This window comes from Nocardia sp. NPDC088792, from assembly GCF_044750615.1.
GTDB lineage: Bacteria > Actinomycetota > Actinomycetes > Mycobacteriales > Mycobacteriaceae > Nocardia.
Genome location: NZ_JBIVKC010000003.1, coordinates 1,234,579 through 1,251,677, shown reverse-complemented (window position 1 = coordinate 1,251,677; position 17,099 = coordinate 1,234,579). Strand labels below are relative to the sequence as shown.

Below are 17,099 nucleotides of genomic sequence, written 5' to 3'. Positions count from 1 at the left end.
CTCCAGTAGACGCCACCTGCGCACTCATGTCAACACTGTAGGTCTACACAGCGTTGACAGCGTCTCGTCGAGGGCGTGTACTTGAGCTCTGCCGGGGTTCGATCCGGCGAGATGGGAACACTGAAATGAGCAACGACATGTTCGCGCAGAAAGCCAAGTCCAGAAAGGGCATGATCAAGAAGCTGTTCGGCAGAATCTCCGGAAACTCCCGTATGGAGACCAAAGGTCGCATCGATCAGGTTTCCGGCGACGTCGGACAGGCCGCCGACAAGGCGAAGAACGCCTTCAAACCCTGATCCGGATGCCCTTCCCTGCCGGGACCGGTCCAGCCCGGAAGGGCTTCATGAACACAAAGCAACCAGCGTGCCGGCTCGGGCCGGGCGCATGCCCGGCGAGCCGGATCGGACTCGTCTCGATCGATAACGGGACCGCGGTGCCGATGATCTGCCATGTGCTGCCCGGCGGCGACGTGGTTGTCACGGCCGCCTCGGGTCACGCCTGGGTGGAAGATGTCGCCGGGCATATCGTTCGGATCGAATTCACTGCATGCGACAGTGCGGACTGCCGACCGTTGGTGGTGAGCTCCGGTGACCGGGCAGTACGCGTTGTCGCGGTGGTCCATCGCCGTTGGTCCCTGCACACCGATATGCTGATAGCCACCGATCCGGTCAACAGTGCTGTGCGCGAGCAGGGTTCGTCACGAGACCCAGCGTCTGCCCGGCAATAGATCACTTCTCAACCCAGGCCGTTGGCGTATTTCCAGTGCACGAGCTTTTCTGGGGCGGATTGCAGCGGGGTCAGGTAGCGGCGGTAGAGGCGTTTACCCGAGCGCTCGGCGTCCGGATCGGGAGGAAGCGGGCGGATTTCGGAGATCAGGCCCACCATGCCGAGTTCGGAGGGCTCGCGTAGGGAGGTGCGTTCCACGGCGGCATATACCCCGGCGGGTAGGACCCAGGACCCGAAGCCCTGTTGCCGCTGGGCCTCTCGTTCGCGGTCATGCTGCAACCGCTCCTGCTGAAGCCACTGCTGCTGGTGATAATGCGGCTGCGGACTATGGTGCCCGATCGGACTGTGCCTCATCCCTCCGTGATGACGGCTCGAACCGCTACGCCCATCCGATATCGACGCGCGTAGGAGATCGATCCTCGGGACCGAGGCTCCTCACGACGTGCGTTCGCGCTCGGGGCAGTTGGAGCGCAGTGTTCAGACGATCGCGAGCACCGCAAGGAGATCGCGGGCTCGTTCGGCGGTGGTGGGCTGGCAGAGCACGTCGTAGTGGCCCGCGACGATCTGCATGGCCGAGGAGAAGTCACGTTTTCCCTTGGCGGCACTGTAGGGGAGCGCCGTGCGCATCAGGCCGAACGTGATACCCATCGTCAGGCCGAGCACCAGTGGGGCGAGAAACACGTGCGCGAGCATTCCGAGCAGGAGGCCGACGAACACGCCGACCCAGATCCCGGACATGACGCCACCGGCAAGCACTTTCGACCAGGTCAACCGGCCCAGGATCCGCTCGACCTGGATCAGGTCCCGGCCCACGATCGTCACATCTTCGACCGGAAATTCCTTGCGGGACAGGTATTCGACGGCGCGCTCGGCTTCGGCGTATGTCGGATACGAGCCGATCGGCCAGCCGGAGGGCTGCGTCGGCAGCCGCGGGATGGCCGGCGGCCGGTGTGGTGCGGAAGTGGTTGACATGATGGTCCTTTCGGTGCGGCGACTGCCGCTCGTGGGTCGGCCCTCGGTCAGCTCGATTCGTTGCCGACGATGGCCGACACGACCCTGAGGGTGCGGGCGACTATTCGCATGACATTTCCTCGATGGATTGTGCGCAAGACAGATATCCGGCTCGAGAAAATGGCCGGAAATAAGGATGGCAGAACCGAAATCCGGTGCCGGATCTGCTCGGGCACAAAATGTCCCGACAACTCGACCCTACTCTCACCGTGTGAACATTCCGGCTTCGTCAATACAGCACGCCATACCGATATCGAGACAAAGGCCTCTGGACGGCGGTGCTGCGCCGCTTCTATTGGCGAAAGCCGTTGTGACTCTACTCACTCCGGCTGCGGCCGAAGAAGGTGGCGAGCGCCCGAATCACCGCGGGCCGCTCAGCTGAGGGGACGTCCTTCAAGGCGTAGATGGTGATCGTGATGCGGGTGATCGTCCAGGCGCACGCGGTGATGACGGCGGTGGCCGTTCCGGCGTGAGTGATGTCGGCAAGCAGCGCCATGGCTTCTGGTTCCTTCTCTGCGTACTCCCAGAAGCGGCGTACGGACCGGTCGGTCCTCCCGCTTAACGTCAGTCAAGGAACCGCTGCCCCGGCTTGCCGGTAGCGGGTGGTGCCCGACCCCTCAGGCGCCACATCCTAAACGGTAGCGCGACGCGCTATGTAGCTCCAAGAATCGCAAAGGGGACTTGACCCAATTCGGCCGGCTTACTTCGGTCCACGGATGCGGGGTGTCGATGGCGCTGGGTCCGGCGCAGATACCGTGGCTGGGGGTGTCGTCGAAATCCCAGGCAGCGTAGGCCCTTACGAGGCGTCCATGAGGTCGGCGACGAGCACCTTGACCACGCGGGTGAACAGGCGCGCCGGTTCGGGTAGCGCGGTGGCCGTCGCGGCATCGACCACACGCGGATTGGCGAACTTGTGGGTGTGGCGGCGGAAGGTGGCGGTGCCGCCGCCGGCCGCGAGCAGGTTGCGCACCCAGTCGGCGCGGTCACCGTAGCCGAGCGGCACGATGAGCAGACCTGCACGCCGGAAACCGATGACCGGGGTGTCGTAGGCGCGGCCGGTCTTGCGGCCCGCATGATGAATCATGGTGTAGGGCGGCAGATTTCCGGCGGTGAGACCGGCAATGCGGTTGATGACCAGGCGGTTGAAACGTGGCAGCCACGCGGGCGCGAGGCCGTCGCCGGAGTCGCTGTCGCGGATCCAGCGCAACGGGCCGCGGCGCCACATCTCCGGTTCCGGCTCGATGCCGTGGGTCTTGAGCAGCATGGCCAGCATCTCGTAGTGACCCACCAGCATGCACAGATCCACTATTTGCGCCGCGGTCAAATGCTGAGTGAGGACTTCCCACGTGTCGTCGTGAATCATGCGATCGGAATGCAATTCGTCGACCGCGCGTAGCAGGTATCGCTGCTGGTCGGTCCACTCGGCAGCCTCGGAACCCTTGGCGACTCGTTCGACCGTCTCCACGGACAGACCGCTGAGGCGGGCCGCATAAACGTGGTGATGCCACTCGTAGCGGGCGCCCACGTTCCAGGCCGTCCGTAGCGTGGCGAGTTCACAGTCCACGCGCGACAGCGACGTGCCGGGCACCACGCGCGCGCCGAGCGGGATGTACCCCCAGAACAGGCCGCCACTGCGGCCCATGGCCTCGAGCACCTTGATCCGTCCACCGCCGCCCAGGAATCCACCCAGCCGGCCCACCAGCCAAGTGCCCGGCTCGGTGCGCCGCAGTGACCCGAGATCGGGAATCCGCTCCTCGACGGCAGCACGCCAATGCGTGGACGAGTCCGTCTTGGCGGCGACATCGGGCTTGACCTGCATGGCTTCCTCCCCAGAGACGGTTCGTGGCGACAGTGCCCGAACCATCGAATACTGCTGTGCGCCAGTCGTTCCGCAGCACCGCCAGGCAGTGCCGGGCGACTGTTATCGGTGATGCTAAAGGCCTCGTGAGGTGGCGGACATGATGCAGGCTGCCAAAACATTGACCCCGAGCGCCACCGCAGGCTGAATTCCAGTTCTGGGCATGGTTGTGTGATCGCTCCGCGATGGATTGTCAACGGAGACGTGATAACTGGCCATCTCCGACAGCGGCGCGGGGTCAGGGCCCCGTGAGTGCCGAGATCCTTCCCGTCCACTCGGGCCATCCGAGACAACAGCATCCGCCGCCGTGAGCAAGGGTGACCGAGAGATCGGTCCCAGCGGAACTGCGGGCATGACAAGCCCGAGGCGCCTGCCTACTGTTCGGTGGCACCCGGCTGATTGCCGCCGGCGGATAGAAAACGGATAAACACCATGGACTTCATTTCAGCGATCGCCGCCCTGTTCCCGGTGGCATCGACCGGCAGCTTCAACCCACTCTGCTGGGAATCCCCGTCGACGACTCCGATGGGTTGCGGCTCGGCCTAGCGCTGACTCGACCGACATGTGAAGCGGTCCGGCTCTTCTCCGAAGACCGGACCGCTTTTCGTCAGTAACAGGCCACGATCCGCGTTCAGAGGACGACGACGAGTTTGCCTGTAGCGCTATCGGATTCCATGTAGGCGTGGGCTTCTTGGATCTGATCGAGGTTGAAGAGGCGATGGACCGGCACCGTTACTGTTCCGGCGGCGACGGTATCGAGAAAGGATTGCAGGACGTCGGCGGGGAGGTCGCCGGCGTCACCGCCGTAGGCCGCGAGGCGGACGCCTCGGGGCAGGTAGGCGATGGGGTAGAAGTTTTCGACGGTCCACTGGTTGGACAGCATTCCGGTGAAGCAGACGACGCCGTGAATCCGGGTGGCGCGCAACGTGTCCGGCAGGGTCGGAGTGCCGATGAGTTCGAGGGCAGTATCTACACCGGCGGGGATGATTTCACGGACCTGCGGGGCGATTTCACCGGTATCGACGATGGTGTGGTCGACACCGATCTTGTGCAGGGCAGCGGTTTTGGCCGGGTTGCGGGTGGTGGCAAGGACCGTCATGCCGCGCTGCTTGGCGAGGATCGCGGTAGCCATGCCGACGGAGGACGTCCCGCCACGGATGAGAATCGACTGACCGGGCTGGGCGTCCAGGCCGACGGTCAGCGAGCCGTAGGAGGTTTGCAGCATCTCCGGAATCGCACCGAGGGTGGCCCAGTCCAGCTCACTGGTGAAGGGAATGACCTGGCTGACCGGCACGCAGGTGTATTCGGCATACCCACCGTCATAAGTGCGCCCCATCCCGCCCATCATCGCGGCCACCTGCCGCCCGACGGGCAGCTCACCGCCGGGACAGTCGGCGACGACACCGACGGCTTCGATACCCAGCACCCGGGGGAAAGTGACCCCTTGGGCCAAGCCCAGCCGAGTGTGCAGTTCGGATCGGTTGAGCCCGAAGGCTTTCACGCGAAGGAGGACTTGGCCGGGTTCCGGAGTCGGAACAGGCAGGGTGCGCAGGTGTAGCGCCTCGGGCGGGCCGGGGGCGTCCAGCACGACCGCGCGCATGGTATCCGGGTATTCGGGCATGGTGCACCTCTCCTGGTCGGTCCGAGTCCGCGCCGACCGGACCCGGCGCTGCCGCCCATGATCATCCCACGGTCGCCTGAGCAACCCGGTGAATCTGCCGCCGGGCTCGAGCCGCCACGGACGATTCTGTAGCGATCACCAGGGATTCACGGTGATCTGTTCTCGCAGTGCGCGTTTGCGGATCGTGCCGGATGGGTTGCGAGGGAATCGGTCAGACATAACTGCCCCCGAACAGCTGGCCGAAGACCTGATGAACCTGTCCCTGCACGGCCGCTACTGGGCAACAGGATTCGCCAGACCACGCACCCCCGACAACGAGTGAGTGAGACCCTCGCCGAGGCTGGGGGCAGTTGAGCGGCTCTCAGCTTTCATAGGTGGAGCGAATCGCGTCGAATGCTTCACGCTGTCTGCCCAATGTGCCGGTCATGATCGAAAACTGATTCGTCGCTGACGGCGATGCGGTGTCCTCGTTGTGGGACGAGATGGCAATCCCACAGACGAGAGAGAGGACGCCACAATGGTTTACGCAGGTCCCGTCGGAGTTCGAGCACCGTGGACCCAGCCGGAAATCCGCTACTACGGCGGCAGTTTCGAGCAGGTGCTCTCGGAGCAGGACACCGCGAGCGCGCTGACGGTCATGCGGGCCAAGGCCACCGCGGAAGGGGCGCCACCGTTGCACTATCACACCCGGGAGGACGAATTCTGGGTCATTCTGTCCGGACGGGTCCGCTTCTGGATCGGTGGATACTCCTTGACCGAATGCGTCATCACCGAGGCGGGTCCCAGTACATTCGTCTACGGCCCGCGCAACATTCCGCACACCTTTCAGGCCATCACCGAGGAGAGCGAAGTCCTGGTCGGTAATACGCCGGGCGCGATCGAGGGCTATTTCAAGGGCATCGGCGCGGCCGAGGCCCGAGAAGACGACAAGCATGTCGACTTCCTCGAAAGCTACGGAGTCACCATCGTCGGCCCGCCCCCGATCTGGTCCGACTGGAACTGATCCGCCAAAACCCTGAGGAGCATTGCGCGAGCCTCGATCCGCGTCGAGTCGATTGCATGGCCTCGGGAGTCCGCAGGACACCCGAGGCCCCGCGTTGGCTCGAATCTCACGCCCGCCGATAGCCGGCCAGGGTGGAATCGTCGACATCGGGCAGGTTGACGACGATATTGTCCGGAGTGCGGCAGGTCAGCCAGACCAGCATCTCGGTGGTGCTCATATTCACCTCGACGTGCGGCATGAACGGTGGGACGAATACGAAATCGCCTTCGCTCATATCGACATACTGTTCATAGTTCTCCCCGTAGTAGATGCGTGCCTTCCCGGTGAGGACATAGCCGCCGGTCTCGGCTTCGCCGTGGTGATGGGGCAGGGAACGGTAGCCGGGTTCATTGGTCACCTTGCCGTACCAGATCTTGGTCGCCGGGGTGTGCTGCGGGCTCACGCCCGAGATGCGTACCGCGCCACCGGACTGTGCCGTCTCGGTGTATTCCGCTCCGGTTTTGGTGACGATCGGGGCGACCTGGATGGTGGAGTCGCTGGTCATCATGATTCCTTTCCGTCCCGCGAGGCGGGCTCGATCTCACTGGGGGACAGGGTGATTCGATTGCGTAGCAGGCCGATGCCCTCGATTTCGGTCTCGACGACATCGCCGGCACGCAGGTAGCGTGGCGGATCTGCCGCGATGCCGACACCCCCGGGAGTGCCGGTCAACACGACGTCACCGGGACGCAGCACGGTGAACGCGGAGATGTACGACAGCAGCGTCGCCGGGTCGAAGACAAGGTCGTCGGTGACCCCGGTCTGCTCCTCGGTGCCGTTGACTCGGCAGACGATGCGGAGGCCATCGGCAGGGTCGGCCTCGTCGGGTGTCACCAGATCAGGACCCAGCGGAGTGGTGGCGTCGAATGCCTTGCCTTGCAACCACTGCGAAGTCCGCCGCTGCCAGCCGCGCACCGAGAAGTCGTTCGCGACGGTGTATCCGGCTATGGCTGCCCGCGCCGTGTCGCGATCGGCCCGGCGCAGGGTGGCGCCCACGACGATCGCGAGTTCGGCCTCCCAATCGAACAGCACTTCCTCGGCCGGGCCGGGTAGCACGATATCGGCATCCCAGGCGGTGAGGGTGTCGGCGAATTTCGCGAAGAGCGTGGGGAACTCGGGCGCGGATCGACCCATCTCGGCGATGTGGGCGCGGTAGTTGTGGCCGCAGCACACGATCTTGGCCGGCGCTGTCACTACGGGCGCCGACCGCCCGGGTGGCGGCTGCTCGCCGGTCAGTGGCCGGACCGAGCGCCAGTTCCGGTCCGAGAGCAGTGCGCCGACGTCCGGGGCCGTTGTCGCGTACCACTGCCCATCGTCACGGACTTCGGCACGACTGCCGTGGTCGTCGCGGAGAACTGTTCGCAAACGCATCGCTGGAGACTCCAGGAATTCGGCCGGGTTGCCCGCGGCGGCTTCGAACGTGACGAGCGCAAGCTCATATGTAGCGTTCTATTGACGCTGATGAATTTAACACCATACTCTGGTCCGAGCCACCCCGATTCCGTTCGGTTCGCCGCCCCGGTGGGTCCACGTGAGAAAGAGGCGATCATGCTCGTCGAACACATCAATCCGCCCGAGCTGGCAAAGCCCTCCGGGTTCGCCCACGCCACGCGGTATCGCGACATTGTTCATCTGGCAGGCCAGACGGCCCTGACACCCGAGGGGACGATCGTCGAGGGCGGGATCGTCGCTCAGTTCCGGCAGGCGCTGGCCAATGTGATCGCGGCGCTCGAGGCCGCGGGTGGAAAGCCGCAGAATCTGCTGTCGGTGACCATCTATCTGCTGGACATTCCCGGCTATCAGGCAAACGCCAAGGAAATCGGCCGGCTCTGGCGTGAGTCGGTCGGCGAGGTGTACCCGGCGATGGCCGGCATCGGCGTCACCGCGCTCTGGCAACCCGAAGCGCTCGTGGAGATTCAGGCCGTCGCCGCGCTGGGCTCCGAACAGGCCTGATGTCACCGGCTCGGTGCGGCCTCGGAACGCGGCGCGACATCGACGGCGCTCAGCTGGAATTGATCAGAATATATTGGCCTCACCAGTTCGAAAGGGCCGAGCGTGATGCTCACACCCTCCGCGCACAAAGACACCTTCTGCCGGGACAATCTCCCGCCCGAAGCCGACTGGCCCGATCTGGTCTTCGACCTGCCAGGGTTGCGCTATCCCGATCGACTCAACTGCGCGAGCGCCTTGCTCGATGCGACGATAGCGGTCCACGGCCGGGCCAGGCCTTGCCTGCACTCCGAGTCCGAAACCTGGACCTACGGCGATCTTCTCGACCGTGCGAACCAGATTGCGCAGGTGCTGGCCGACGATTACGGCCTGGTTCCCGGGAACCGTGTGCTGTTGCGCAGTCCCAATACCCCGTGGCTGGTCGCCTGCTGGTTCGGTGTCGTCAAGGCGGGCGGGGTGGTGGTGACCACCATGCCGCTGCTGCGCGCCCCCGAACTGACCAAACTGATCGAGCTGACCCACCCGGCGCTGGCCGTATGTGATCACCGGCTGCTCGACGAACTGTCCGCGGCCGACACGGCCTTGCGTATCGTCGCGGTCGGCGGGCCGTGTGACGACGACCTGATCCGCAGGGCGGCGGCGAAACCGGTCGGTTACGCCGACGTGCGGACCAGTGCCGACGACGTGGCTCTGCTTGCGCCGACTTCGGGTACGACCGGAATGCCGAAGGTCGCCATGCACTTCCACCGCGACGTGCTGGCCATTGCCGACACCTTCTCCGCGCATGTGCTGCGACCCCACGACGCTGATGTCTTCATCGGAACACCGCCTTTGGCCTTCACCTTCGGCCTCGGTGGGCTGGTGATGTTCCCGCTGTCCGTCGGCGCGTCGGTCGTGCTGTTGGAGAGACCCGATTCGGATGCGCTCGTCGCCGCGATCGAGAAGTTTTCGGTGACAGTGCTTTTCACTGCGCCGACCGCCTACCGGCTTTTGATCAAGCGCGACGATCCGGAGCGCCTGAAATCTCTGCGTCGGTGCGTTTCGGCCGGTGAGCATCTGCCTGAGGCCGTTTTCGAGCGGTTTCACGAACGGACCGGGCTGAAGATCATCAATGGTCTCGGCGGCACCGAGTTGCTTCATGTCTTCATCTCGGCGGCCGACGACGATATCCGCCCCGGCTCCACCGGCAGGGTCGTGCCCGGATTCCGCGCCCAGATCCAGGACGACGACGGCAGTCCGGTGCCGGATGGCACTCCCGGCCGACTCGCGGTGCAGGGACCGACCGGGTGCCGGTATCTGGCCGATCCCCGTCAGCGTCAGTATGTACGCAATGGCTGGAACCTGACCGGCGACACCTACACTCGCGACGCCGACGGCTATTTCTGGTACCACGCCCGCAGCGACGACATGATCGTCTCGGCCGGGTACAACATCGGTGCGCCGGAGGTCGAGGCGGTCCTCGACCAGCACCCGGATGTGGTCGAGAGCGCCGTGATCGGGGTTCCCGATGCGGACCGCGGCATGATCGTCCACGCGGCGGTGGTGCTCCGGCCGGGCGTCGCAGACGACGCGGCGAAGGCTCGGGAGCTGCAGGACTTCGCCAAAAGTACTGCGGCACCGTACAAATACCCGCGCAGTATCGAATTCGTCGACAGTCTGCCCCGCAATCCCAGCGGCAAGCTACAGCGGTTCAAGGTGCGCGAGAACTGGGACAAGCGATGACCGGCATCGGCTCGGCCGAGTCCGACCGGCAGCCAACCGAATTCGACCCGACTTCGACCCGAAGGGTGTGAGGCTTTCATGCGTATCGCCGTCATCGGCGGAGGGCCCGCGGGGCTGTACTTCTCCGCCTTGATGAAACAACTCGACCCCACCCACGACATCACCATCTGGGAGCGCAATGCCCCCGACGACACCTTCGGATTCGGTGTGGTCTTCTCCGACGAGACCCTCGGCGGCATCGAGCATGCCGACGAGGAGATCTATCGTGCGATGAGCGAGCAATTCGCCCGCTGGAGCGACATCGATATCCACTACCGTGGTGAGGTCCGCACCTCCGGCGGCCAGGGGTTCGCGGCGATGAGCCGCAAGAAGTTGCTGCGTATCCTCCAGCGGCGATGCGCGGATCTGGGTATCACCATCCACTTCCGCACGCTCGCCCCGGATGTGGAGGAGTTGTCCGCCACCCACGATCTCGTGCTTGCCGCCGATGGTCTCAACTCCGTGGTGCGGACCCGTTTCGCGGAGGTGTTCGCCCCGGATCTGGATCGGCGGCACAACAAGTACATGTGGCTGGGCACAGACCGGGTGTTCGAGGCATTCGAATTCTTCATCAAGCACACGCCGTACGGGGTCATGCAGGTACACGGCTATCCGCTCAGTGCCGAGCAGAGCACATTCATCGTGGAGATGCACGAATCCGTCTGGCGGAACGCCGGTTTCGACGCCTTCGCCGACCGCGTGTTCTTGCCCGGCGAGAACGACGAGAAGTCCGTCGCGCTCCTGGCGGAGATCTTCGCCGACGAGTTGGACGGCCACGGTCTGCAGGCCAACAACTCGCGGTGGATCGAATTCACCACGGTCCGCAACCGGACGTGGCGGCACGGCAATGTCGTGCTGATGGGCGATGCCGCCCATACCGCGCACTTCTCCATCGGCTCGGGCACGAAGCTGGCCATGGAAGATGCCCTCGCGCTCGCCGCCTGTCTGCACGAAAACGACTCCGTTGCAACGGGTCTGGAAAAGTACGAGGAGGAGCGACGGCCGGTCGTGGAGTCCGTTCAACGGGCAGCCCAGGCCAGCCTGGAATGGTTCGAAGCAATCGGCAGCTACACCGATCAAGCGCCGGACCAGTTCGCCTTCAATCTCCTCACGCGCAGCCGCCGCATCACCTACGACAATTTGCGGCTGCGCGACAACGGATTCGTGAATCGGATCGACGGGTGGTACCTCTCGATCCAGGACGATACGCCACGGGCCGCGGCCGTGATCGGCGACGACACTCGTCCGCCGATGTTCTATCCCTTGCGGCTCAAGGGAATCGAGCTACCCAACCGGATCGTTGTCTCGCCGATGGACATGTACTGCGCCGTCGACGGGGTGCCCACCGATTTCCACCTGGTGCATCTCGGCGGCAAAGCGCTCGGCGGTGCCGGGCTGGTGATGACCGAGATGGTGTGTGTGTCGCCGGAGGGGCGCATCACGCCCGGGTGCGCGGGGCTGTACACCACCGAGCAAGAGCGGGCGTGGGCGCGGGTCGTGGACTTCGTACACGACAATTCCCGCTCGAAGATCGGTGTGCAACTGGGGCATTCCGGCCGCAAGGGCGCTACCAAGGTCATGTGGGAGGGCATCGACGACCCGCTGGACACCGGCGGCTGGGACACCGTCGCCCCGTCGGCGATCCCGTACGGACCCGACAGCCGCACTCCGCGCGAGATCACGTGCGAGGAGATGGACGAGATGGCCGAACAGTTCGCCCGGTCGGGCCGGGCAGCCGCCCGTGCCGGGTTCGATCTGCTCGAACTGCACTGTGCGCATGGATATCTGCTGTCTTCCTTCCTCTCCCCGCTGGCCAATCAACGCACCGATGACTTCGGCGGCTCACTCGAGAACCGCTTACGCTTCCCGCTGCGCGTCTTCGATGCGATCCGAGCTTTCTGGCCAGCGGATCGGCCACTGTCGGTGCGCATTTCGGCCACCGACTGGGCCGAGGGCGGTAACACCGTCGACGACGCGGTCGAGATCGCTCGGGCATTCGCCGAACACGGAGTCGATGTGTTGCACGTGTCCTCCGGCCAGGTGGTCAAGCATGAGAAGCCGGCGTTCGGGCGCAGCTATCAGACACCGTTCGCGGACCGGATCCGGCAGGAGGTCGGTGTGCCGCACGGCATCTCGGTGGTGGCGGTCGGCGCCATCTCCTCCTACGACGATGTCAATTCGGTCCTGCTCGCCGGGCGTGCCGACCTGGTGGCGATCGGCCGTGCTCATCTTTGGGATCCGCAGTGGACACTGCATGCCGCGGTGGATCAGCAGTATGTCGGCGAGGCGGCGGAATGGCCCGCGCCCTTCCGTGCTGGTAACCGCAAACCGCCCAACGGCCGCACCGACGGTCCGCCCCCGCGTCTTCAGCTGATCCGCGCTGCCGAAGGCGCAACGTCCCTCCAGCGGCGCTGGCAGCCGCCGGACATCAGTGTGCCGATTTCGACAGTGTAGATTCTTTGTGACGATCGAAATGCTGACACTATATAACTGCTCCCGCAGCTCGTACCTGCGGGCCACGCTCCGAACGGATGGATCGATGCAGACCGAAACCCCGACCACATCCACGATCTTCACCGCGGCGGTCACGCTGACACCGACCGAGCCCCAGCACTTCGATGTGGCCTTCGACGCCACCACTCAGCCATGTCCATGGCCCAAGGCCTATGGAGGCGATCTGGTGGCCCAGGCCGCCGCGTCGGCGATGCGGTCCGTGACCGATGGCAAGACGCTGCATTCGATGCACAGTTACTTCCTCCGCCCCGCGGATATCGGGGCGGTAGTTCGCTACGAGGTGGAGTTGCTGCGAGATGGACGCGGCTACAGCACCCGCCAGGTTCGGGGATACCAGAACGATCGGCCGGTCTACGTCTGTCTGGCAAACTTCGCCGCCGGCGAATCCGGCGGCACCTTCGCCGGGCACATCGCGACTCCCGTCCCCGATCCGGACGAGTTGCCCAGCTCCGCGCGCTATCTCGCCGACCGTCACGACGGGACCATGACCGAGGAGTCGAAAGCCTATTGGTCCGCAGGCCGAAGCTTCGACATGCGCCACGTACCGGGCCCGGTCTATCTGACGGTCGAAGGAAAGCGGGCACCGCACCAGGCGGTGTGGGTGAAACCTTTCGACCCGCTGCGACCGGTCGACGGTCTCACCGATACCCAACGCGACCTCGCCGCCCTCGCCTACGTCTGTGACTACACCATCCTCGAACCCGTCCTGCGCGTGCTCGACCTGCCATGGGCCCGGCCCGGCCTGGTCACCGCCAGCCTCGACCACGCGATGTGGTTTCACCGCCCCGGCCGGGTCGGCGACTGGCTGCTCTACGTGCAGGAAGCAGTTGCCGCGGACGCCGGGCGCGGCGTCGGAATCGGTCGCTTCTATGACCGCGACCAGCGTCACCTGGCAACTGTCTTGCAGGAGGGAATGATTCGCGCCTCGTGATTCAAGGGACGTATGGTGCAAACATGACGACAGAGCTGGAAGTGGTGCCGAATGCGCGCGGACGAGAAGCTCGCCTCGCTCAGTTGATCATCACCATCTTCGGTCTGTGTGCGCGTGCCGAGGGCAACTGGCTGTCCACGGCGTCGGTTGTCGCGCTGATGGCAGATCTGGGTGTCGATGCCCAGGCGGTCCGATCCTCCATATCGCGGCTCAAGCGTCGCGGCGTGCTGGTGAGCGAGCAGAACGCCGGTGCGATCGGATACTCCCTTTCGGAATCGACGCTCGAGGTGTTGGCCGAAGGCGATGTGAGAATCTTCCATCGCGTCAGGGCATCCGAGGAGGACGGTTGGATCCTGGTCGTTTTCTCCGTGCCCGAGTCGGAGCGCGAGAAGCGCCACGCGCTCCGATCGAGCCTGACCCAGCTCGGCTTCGGCACCGCGGCACCGGGAGTCTGGGTCGGCCCGGGAACGCTGGTCCGGGAGACCCGTCAGATGCTGGACCGTCGCGAGTTGTCCGGCTACGTAGACATGTTCACCGGCCGTCACCTCGGATTCGGTGACGTACGTGCAAAGGTGCGTCAATGGTGGAATCTGCCTGAGCTCGCCCAGCTGTACACCGACTTCCTGCAGCGATATCGACCCGTCCTCTATCAGGTGACCGCGACGAATATCGCCCCGCAGGAAGCGTTTCAGCTCTATGTCCCGATGCTGACCGAATGGCGCCGGCTGCCGTACCGCGATCCCGGTCTCCCATTGTCGCTACTGCCCCCGGCTTGGAACGGGGAGGCCGCCGGTACCTTGTTCGACGAACTGAACGAGGCCCTCGCCATACTGGCCCAGAAGCACGCACTGGCCGTAATTCATGGGCAGCGCGGAAAGAAGCGGGGCCCGGCGCGCAAGGAGGGCTGAGCCCCGACACCGGTCGATCCGGATGTTGGGCTGCCGCATCACAACCGGACGCAAAGCCGGCCGGACACTGTCGCCGTCCTGGGTGCTCGCGCCGGTCGCCAGCGCAACCAGCAGCAGGCTCGAACAGTCGACGATTCGTGGCGTCTGTGGCCGGCCATTTTCCTCCCTGCGTCGAAACCGGGTGGCGCTGCCGACAGTTCGGCGGTGCGGCTGACGGTGTGACGACAGCAGAATGCCTACAGATGCCAGGTATTCAGCACTCGCTCCAGCCCATGGCGGAGGGGAGTCAGGTCGTCGGGTGCGCGTGTGAATCGATCGAAGATCAGACCGTCGAGCAGTGCGACGATGATGCGGGCGTCGTGATCGGGGTCGTCGGAACCGGCCGCCACGGCGATCGGCCTGACCGCACGCCACATCGCGGCGGCGCCGCTGCTGACGGCGGCTCGAACCGCAGGATTTCGGGTGCCTTCCAGTAGTACCTCGTACCTTGCGATTTGGTGGATCGGGTCACTGTCGATCCATTCGACGAGAGCTTGCTGAAGCGAGTCGTAGTCCGGCTCAGGCGAGCGGCTAGCCAGTACCAGCATCAGCTCGTGCATGAGGTCGGTCAGGCGCTTCTCGTCGAGTTCGGCGAGGCGCTCGACTGCGGCTACCACCAGATCGCTGCGGGTACCGAAGTAGTAGGTGACAGCCCCATGCGGTACGCCGGCGGCCTCTTGCACCGACCGATGTGTGACCGCTGCGAGGCCCTTCGTGCCGATCACCTGTATTGCGGCATCGAGCAGGCGGGCACGGCGGTCGATGACATCTGAACTCTGTCGCATGAGGTCAGTATCCCATCCACTCTTGACAGCCTGAGTAAGGAGGGCTACAACTGTAGCAATATCTACTACAGTTGTAGCAAAGCGGGCTGGGCGATAAAGGAGTATCAATGGCGATACCGCAGAGGATCTTGATTGTCGGTGGCGGGATTGCCGGATTGACGTTTGCGGCCGCTTTGCAGCGGCACGGCGCTTCCGCCGATGTGATCGACCTCGCGCCTGAATGGCGCCCGGTTGGTTCTGGAATTGCGATCGGATTCAACGGCGTTCTGGCGTTGAACTCTATTGGATTGGGGAGTGCGGTCCAGGAGCGTGGGGTTCCGCTCAACAGCGTCGCTCTTCTGGACTCCGATGGCAACCGCATGAACGGATTCCGGTTCGATTCCGTGACGGACGTGTACGGAGCTTCGACAACCGGGATACACCGCGGGGCCCTGCATGACGTTCTCGTCGGCTCGCTCGGGAATAGTCCGCGACTCGGGACTACCGTGACCGCATTGAGGGAGATCGCCGAGGGTGTGGTTGCAGAATTCAGCGACGGGACCAGCGCGGAGTACGACCTCGTCGTCGGGGCGGACGGGCGAAATTCAAAGGTCAGGAAACTGGTTTTTGGAGAGATTGATCGCCAATATGTAGGATACTGCGCTATTAGAGTGGTTATCCCGCGGCCGCTGGGGTTCGAAGGCATGTGCGAACTCTGGGGTAGTGGTCGCAGAATGGGGATACTTCCAATTGGTGAAGATCTGCTGTATTCGTACTCTACGTTTCTCTCGGCTCGAGGTGCTGTGCGGGATCCGTCGGAGAATGTGAATCTACTGCGTGAGCTGTTCGGCGATTTCCAAGGACCGGCCAGATATGTCGTGGATTCGAATCCGGATGAGGATTCGATTCATTACGGCGATATCGAAGAGGTAATCCTTCCCCGGTGGATCTCGGGGCGAGTGGTCCTGATCGGGGACGCCGCGCACGCCATGTCCCCAGACCTCGGGCAGGGCGGTTCCATGGCAATCGAGGATGCGATCACGCTGGCTCGAATTCTGGTCGACTCGACTGAAATTGCGGGCGCGTTACATCGCTTCCAGGCCAGCAGGTACAAACGGGTCCGGAACATGCAGCGTAAATCTCGTCAGTATGGATGGATAGTTCACAGGCGCACCGCACCTGCTCTTGCCGTACGTCGAACTGTTGTCGAGAGGCTCGCATCGGAGCACCTCGCACGCACCACGGTTGCCGACTTGATAAATCCGGTAGCCTGAATTCTATTAGGAATAGCGATGATCATCGAACTTGCCGAGGATGTATACCAAATTTACGGATATCCAAAGTGCTCTATCAATTCCTACGTAATAGACGGCATTCTGGTCGATGCCGGAACCAGGTACAGTGGCCGGCGCATACTACGTGATATAGCGCAATTGGACATTCGGGCGCACGCGGTAACGCATGCACATCCCGATCACTTCGGTGCAAGTAGGCGAATTTGCCAGGAATTGGGAGTCCCTTTATGGGTCGGTCACGCTGATGCTGCAGCGGTCGAGACGCTCGGGCTGATGTACGACCGACTCCCGGATCATCCTGCTCCTCGGATATTGAGCCGCTTGCAGGGCGGTCCGCCGGCGGCGGTCGACAAGCGGCTTCGTGAGGGTGATCGAGTCGGGAGTTTCGAGGTCCTCGAAGTTCCGGGGCACACAGTTGGCCACCTGGCGTTCTGGCGCGAGTCGGACCGAACGCTTCTGCTCGGCGATGTTGCGAGTGGCCACCATCCGTTCACGGGAGCCCGCGGATTGCGGGAACCGTTCGAGTTCTTGACGGCGGATCCACGAGGCAATCGGAAGTCCATTGCCAGACTCGCCGGGCTCGGTCCGGATTTGGTCTGCTTCGGGCACGGGCCGGTATTGCGTGACGCCGACAAGTTCGCCGATTTTGCGGCCGCCCTCCAATAGCAGGAAAGAATTA

The 17,099-nt window shown here is 64.0% G+C and carries 17 protein-coding genes; 9 read left to right on the top strand and 8 right to left on the bottom strand.

The window, feature by feature from the left end; all coding sequences use genetic code 11:
• Window positions 1-125: 125 nt before the first annotated feature.
• Window positions 126-296 (top strand): CsbD family protein, encoded by a 171-nt coding sequence (locus ACIP5Y_RS23800; protein WP_400352814.1) that lies wholly within the window; start codon window positions 126-128, stop codon window positions 294-296.
• Between the two features lie 439 nt (window positions 297-735).
• Here the strand turns inward: ACIP5Y_RS23800 and ACIP5Y_RS23795 are convergent, their stop codons facing one another.
• The 5 genes from ACIP5Y_RS23795 to ACIP5Y_RS23775 all read right to left on the bottom strand — a co-directional run bounded on the left by ACIP5Y_RS23795 (window position 736) and on the right by ACIP5Y_RS23775 (window position 5,216).
• Window positions 736-1,080 carry a hypothetical protein gene (locus ACIP5Y_RS23795; protein ID WP_400352811.1) on the bottom strand — a complete coding sequence of 115 codons (345 nt, stop codon included), beginning with the start codon at window positions 1,078-1,080 and terminating at the stop codon, window positions 736-738.
• Window positions 1,081-1,203: 123 nt separating this feature from the next.
• A complete protein-coding gene (locus tag ACIP5Y_RS23790; protein WP_400352809.1) occupies window positions 1,204-1,698 on the bottom strand; it encodes a general stress protein in 495 nt (164 codons plus the stop codon).
• Window positions 1,699-2,053: 355 nt separating this feature from the next.
• On the bottom strand, window positions 2,054-2,233 hold the full coding sequence (locus tag ACIP5Y_RS23785) for a hypothetical protein (protein ID WP_400352807.1): 180 nt from the start codon (window positions 2,231-2,233) through the stop codon (window positions 2,054-2,056).
• A gap of 300 nt (window positions 2,234-2,533) precedes the next feature.
• The gene (locus ACIP5Y_RS23780; protein WP_400352805.1) at window positions 2,534-3,556 is read right to left on the bottom strand and encodes a nitroreductase family deazaflavin-dependent oxidoreductase; all 1,023 of its coding nucleotides are present in this window, start codon (window positions 3,554-3,556) and stop codon (window positions 2,534-2,536) included.
• Between the two features lie 670 nt (window positions 3,557-4,226).
• The gene (locus ACIP5Y_RS23775; RefSeq protein WP_400352802.1) at window positions 4,227-5,216 is read right to left on the bottom strand and encodes a zinc-binding alcohol dehydrogenase family protein; all 990 of its coding nucleotides are present in this window, start codon (window positions 5,214-5,216) and stop codon (window positions 4,227-4,229) included.
• A gap of 517 nt (window positions 5,217-5,733) precedes the next feature.
• Here ACIP5Y_RS23775 and ACIP5Y_RS23770 point away from each other — a divergent pair.
• Entirely contained in the window at window positions 5,734-6,219 is a 486-nt protein-coding gene (locus tag ACIP5Y_RS23770) for a cupin domain-containing protein (RefSeq protein WP_400352800.1), read from the top strand.
• Between the two features lie 106 nt (window positions 6,220-6,325).
• On the opposite strand, the gene ACIP5Y_RS23765 is transcribed toward ACIP5Y_RS23770, so the two are convergent.
• Window positions 6,326-6,766, bottom strand: a complete 441-nt coding sequence (locus ACIP5Y_RS23765; RefSeq protein ID WP_400352798.1) for a cupin domain-containing protein — start codon at window positions 6,764-6,766, stop codon at window positions 6,326-6,328.
• Window positions 6,763-7,629, bottom strand: coding sequence for a fumarylacetoacetate hydrolase family protein (locus ACIP5Y_RS23760; RefSeq protein ID WP_400352796.1), 867 nt, complete (start codon window positions 7,627-7,629; stop codon window positions 6,763-6,765). The genes ACIP5Y_RS23765 and ACIP5Y_RS23760 overlap by 4 nt, the downstream gene beginning before the upstream one ends.
• A 177-nt stretch (window positions 7,630-7,806) precedes the next feature.
• Here ACIP5Y_RS23760 and ACIP5Y_RS23755 point away from each other — a divergent pair, with 177 nt between their 5' ends.
• The 5 genes from ACIP5Y_RS23755 to ACIP5Y_RS23735 all read left to right on the top strand — a co-directional run bounded on the left by ACIP5Y_RS23755 (window position 7,807) and on the right by ACIP5Y_RS23735 (window position 14,322).
• On the top strand, window positions 7,807-8,211 hold the full coding sequence (locus ACIP5Y_RS23755) for a RidA family protein (protein ID WP_400352795.1): 405 nt from the start codon (window positions 7,807-7,809) through the stop codon (window positions 8,209-8,211).
• A 105-nt stretch (window positions 8,212-8,316) separates the two neighbouring features.
• Window positions 8,317-9,930, top strand: a complete 1,614-nt coding sequence (locus ACIP5Y_RS23750; RefSeq protein ID WP_400353879.1) for an AMP-binding protein — start codon at window positions 8,317-8,319, stop codon at window positions 9,928-9,930.
• 78 nt (window positions 9,931-10,008) lie between these two features.
• Window positions 10,009-12,423 (top strand): bifunctional salicylyl-CoA 5-hydroxylase/oxidoreductase, encoded by a 2,415-nt coding sequence (locus ACIP5Y_RS23745; RefSeq protein ID WP_400352793.1) that lies wholly within the window; start codon window positions 10,009-10,011, stop codon window positions 12,421-12,423.
• Window positions 12,424-12,508: 85 nt separating this feature from the next.
• Entirely contained in the window at window positions 12,509-13,414 is a 906-nt protein-coding gene (locus ACIP5Y_RS23740; RefSeq protein WP_400352791.1) for an acyl-CoA thioesterase, read from the top strand.
• 23 nt (window positions 13,415-13,437) lie between these two features.
• Window positions 13,438-14,322, top strand: coding sequence for a PaaX family transcriptional regulator C-terminal domain-containing protein (locus tag ACIP5Y_RS23735; protein WP_400352789.1), 885 nt, complete (start codon window positions 13,438-13,440; stop codon window positions 14,320-14,322).
• 236 nt (window positions 14,323-14,558) lie between these two features.
• Here ACIP5Y_RS23735 and ACIP5Y_RS23730 read toward each other — a convergent pair whose 3' ends face one another.
• Window positions 14,559-15,146 carry a TetR/AcrR family transcriptional regulator gene (locus ACIP5Y_RS23730; RefSeq protein WP_400352788.1) on the bottom strand — a complete coding sequence of 196 codons (588 nt, stop codon included), beginning with the start codon at window positions 15,144-15,146 and terminating at the stop codon, window positions 14,559-14,561.
• Window positions 15,147-15,253: 107 nt separating this feature from the next.
• On the opposite strand from ACIP5Y_RS23730, the gene ACIP5Y_RS23725 reads away from it, so the two are divergent.
• Together ACIP5Y_RS23725 and ACIP5Y_RS23720 are read left to right on the top strand one after the other, a co-directional pair.
• Entirely contained in the window at window positions 15,254-16,399 is a 1,146-nt protein-coding gene (locus ACIP5Y_RS23725) for an FAD-dependent monooxygenase (protein ID WP_400352786.1), read from the top strand.
• Window positions 16,400-16,417: 18 nt separating this feature from the next.
• On the top strand, window positions 16,418-17,086 hold the full coding sequence (locus ACIP5Y_RS23720) for an MBL fold metallo-hydrolase (RefSeq protein WP_400352784.1): 669 nt from the start codon (window positions 16,418-16,420) through the stop codon (window positions 17,084-17,086).
• The last annotated feature ends 13 nt before the right edge of the window (window positions 17,087-17,099 follow it).

What these genes read in the sequence shown, in the direction of transcription:
- ACIP5Y_RS23800 (WP_400352814.1), top strand. Translation starts at nt 126, where the DNA reads ATGAGCAACGACATGTTCGCGCAGAAAGCCAAGTCCAGAAAGGGCATG.
- ACIP5Y_RS23795 (WP_400352811.1), bottom strand. Translation starts at nt 1,080, where the DNA reads ATGAGGCACAGTCCGATCGGGCACCATAGTCCGCAGCCGCATTATCAC.
- ACIP5Y_RS23790 (WP_400352809.1), bottom strand. Translation starts at nt 1,698, where the DNA reads ATGTCAACCACTTCCGCACCACACCGGCCGCCGGCCATCCCGCGGCTG.
- ACIP5Y_RS23785 (WP_400352807.1), bottom strand. Translation starts at nt 2,233, where the DNA reads ATGGCGCTGCTTGCCGACATCACTCACGCCGGAACGGCCACCGCCGTC.
- ACIP5Y_RS23780 (WP_400352805.1), bottom strand. Translation starts at nt 3,556, where the DNA reads ATGCAGGTCAAGCCCGATGTCGCCGCCAAGACGGACTCGTCCACGCAT.
- ACIP5Y_RS23775 (WP_400352802.1), bottom strand. Translation starts at nt 5,216, where the DNA reads ATGCCCGAATACCCGGATACCATGCGCGCGGTCGTGCTGGACGCCCCC.
- ACIP5Y_RS23770 (WP_400352800.1), top strand. Translation starts at nt 5,734, where the DNA reads ATGGTTTACGCAGGTCCCGTCGGAGTTCGAGCACCGTGGACCCAGCCG.
- ACIP5Y_RS23765 (WP_400352798.1), bottom strand. Translation starts at nt 6,766, where the DNA reads ATGATGACCAGCGACTCCACCATCCAGGTCGCCCCGATCGTCACCAAA.
- ACIP5Y_RS23760 (WP_400352796.1), bottom strand. Translation starts at nt 7,629, where the DNA reads ATGCGTTTGCGAACAGTTCTCCGCGACGACCACGGCAGTCGTGCCGAA.
- ACIP5Y_RS23755 (WP_400352795.1), top strand. Translation starts at nt 7,807, where the DNA reads ATGCTCGTCGAACACATCAATCCGCCCGAGCTGGCAAAGCCCTCCGGG.
- ACIP5Y_RS23750 (WP_400353879.1), top strand. Translation starts at nt 8,317, where the DNA reads ATGCTCACACCCTCCGCGCACAAAGACACCTTCTGCCGGGACAATCTC.
- ACIP5Y_RS23745 (WP_400352793.1), top strand. Translation starts at nt 10,009, where the DNA reads ATGCGTATCGCCGTCATCGGCGGAGGGCCCGCGGGGCTGTACTTCTCC.
- ACIP5Y_RS23740 (WP_400352791.1), top strand. Translation starts at nt 12,509, where the DNA reads ATGCAGACCGAAACCCCGACCACATCCACGATCTTCACCGCGGCGGTC.
- ACIP5Y_RS23735 (WP_400352789.1), top strand. Translation starts at nt 13,438, where the DNA reads ATGACGACAGAGCTGGAAGTGGTGCCGAATGCGCGCGGACGAGAAGCT.
- ACIP5Y_RS23730 (WP_400352788.1), bottom strand. Translation starts at nt 15,146, where the DNA reads ATGCGACAGAGTTCAGATGTCATCGACCGCCGTGCCCGCCTGCTCGAT.
- ACIP5Y_RS23725 (WP_400352786.1), top strand. Translation starts at nt 15,254, where the DNA reads ATGGCGATACCGCAGAGGATCTTGATTGTCGGTGGCGGGATTGCCGGA.
- ACIP5Y_RS23720 (WP_400352784.1), top strand. Translation starts at nt 16,418, where the DNA reads ATGATCATCGAACTTGCCGAGGATGTATACCAAATTTACGGATATCCA.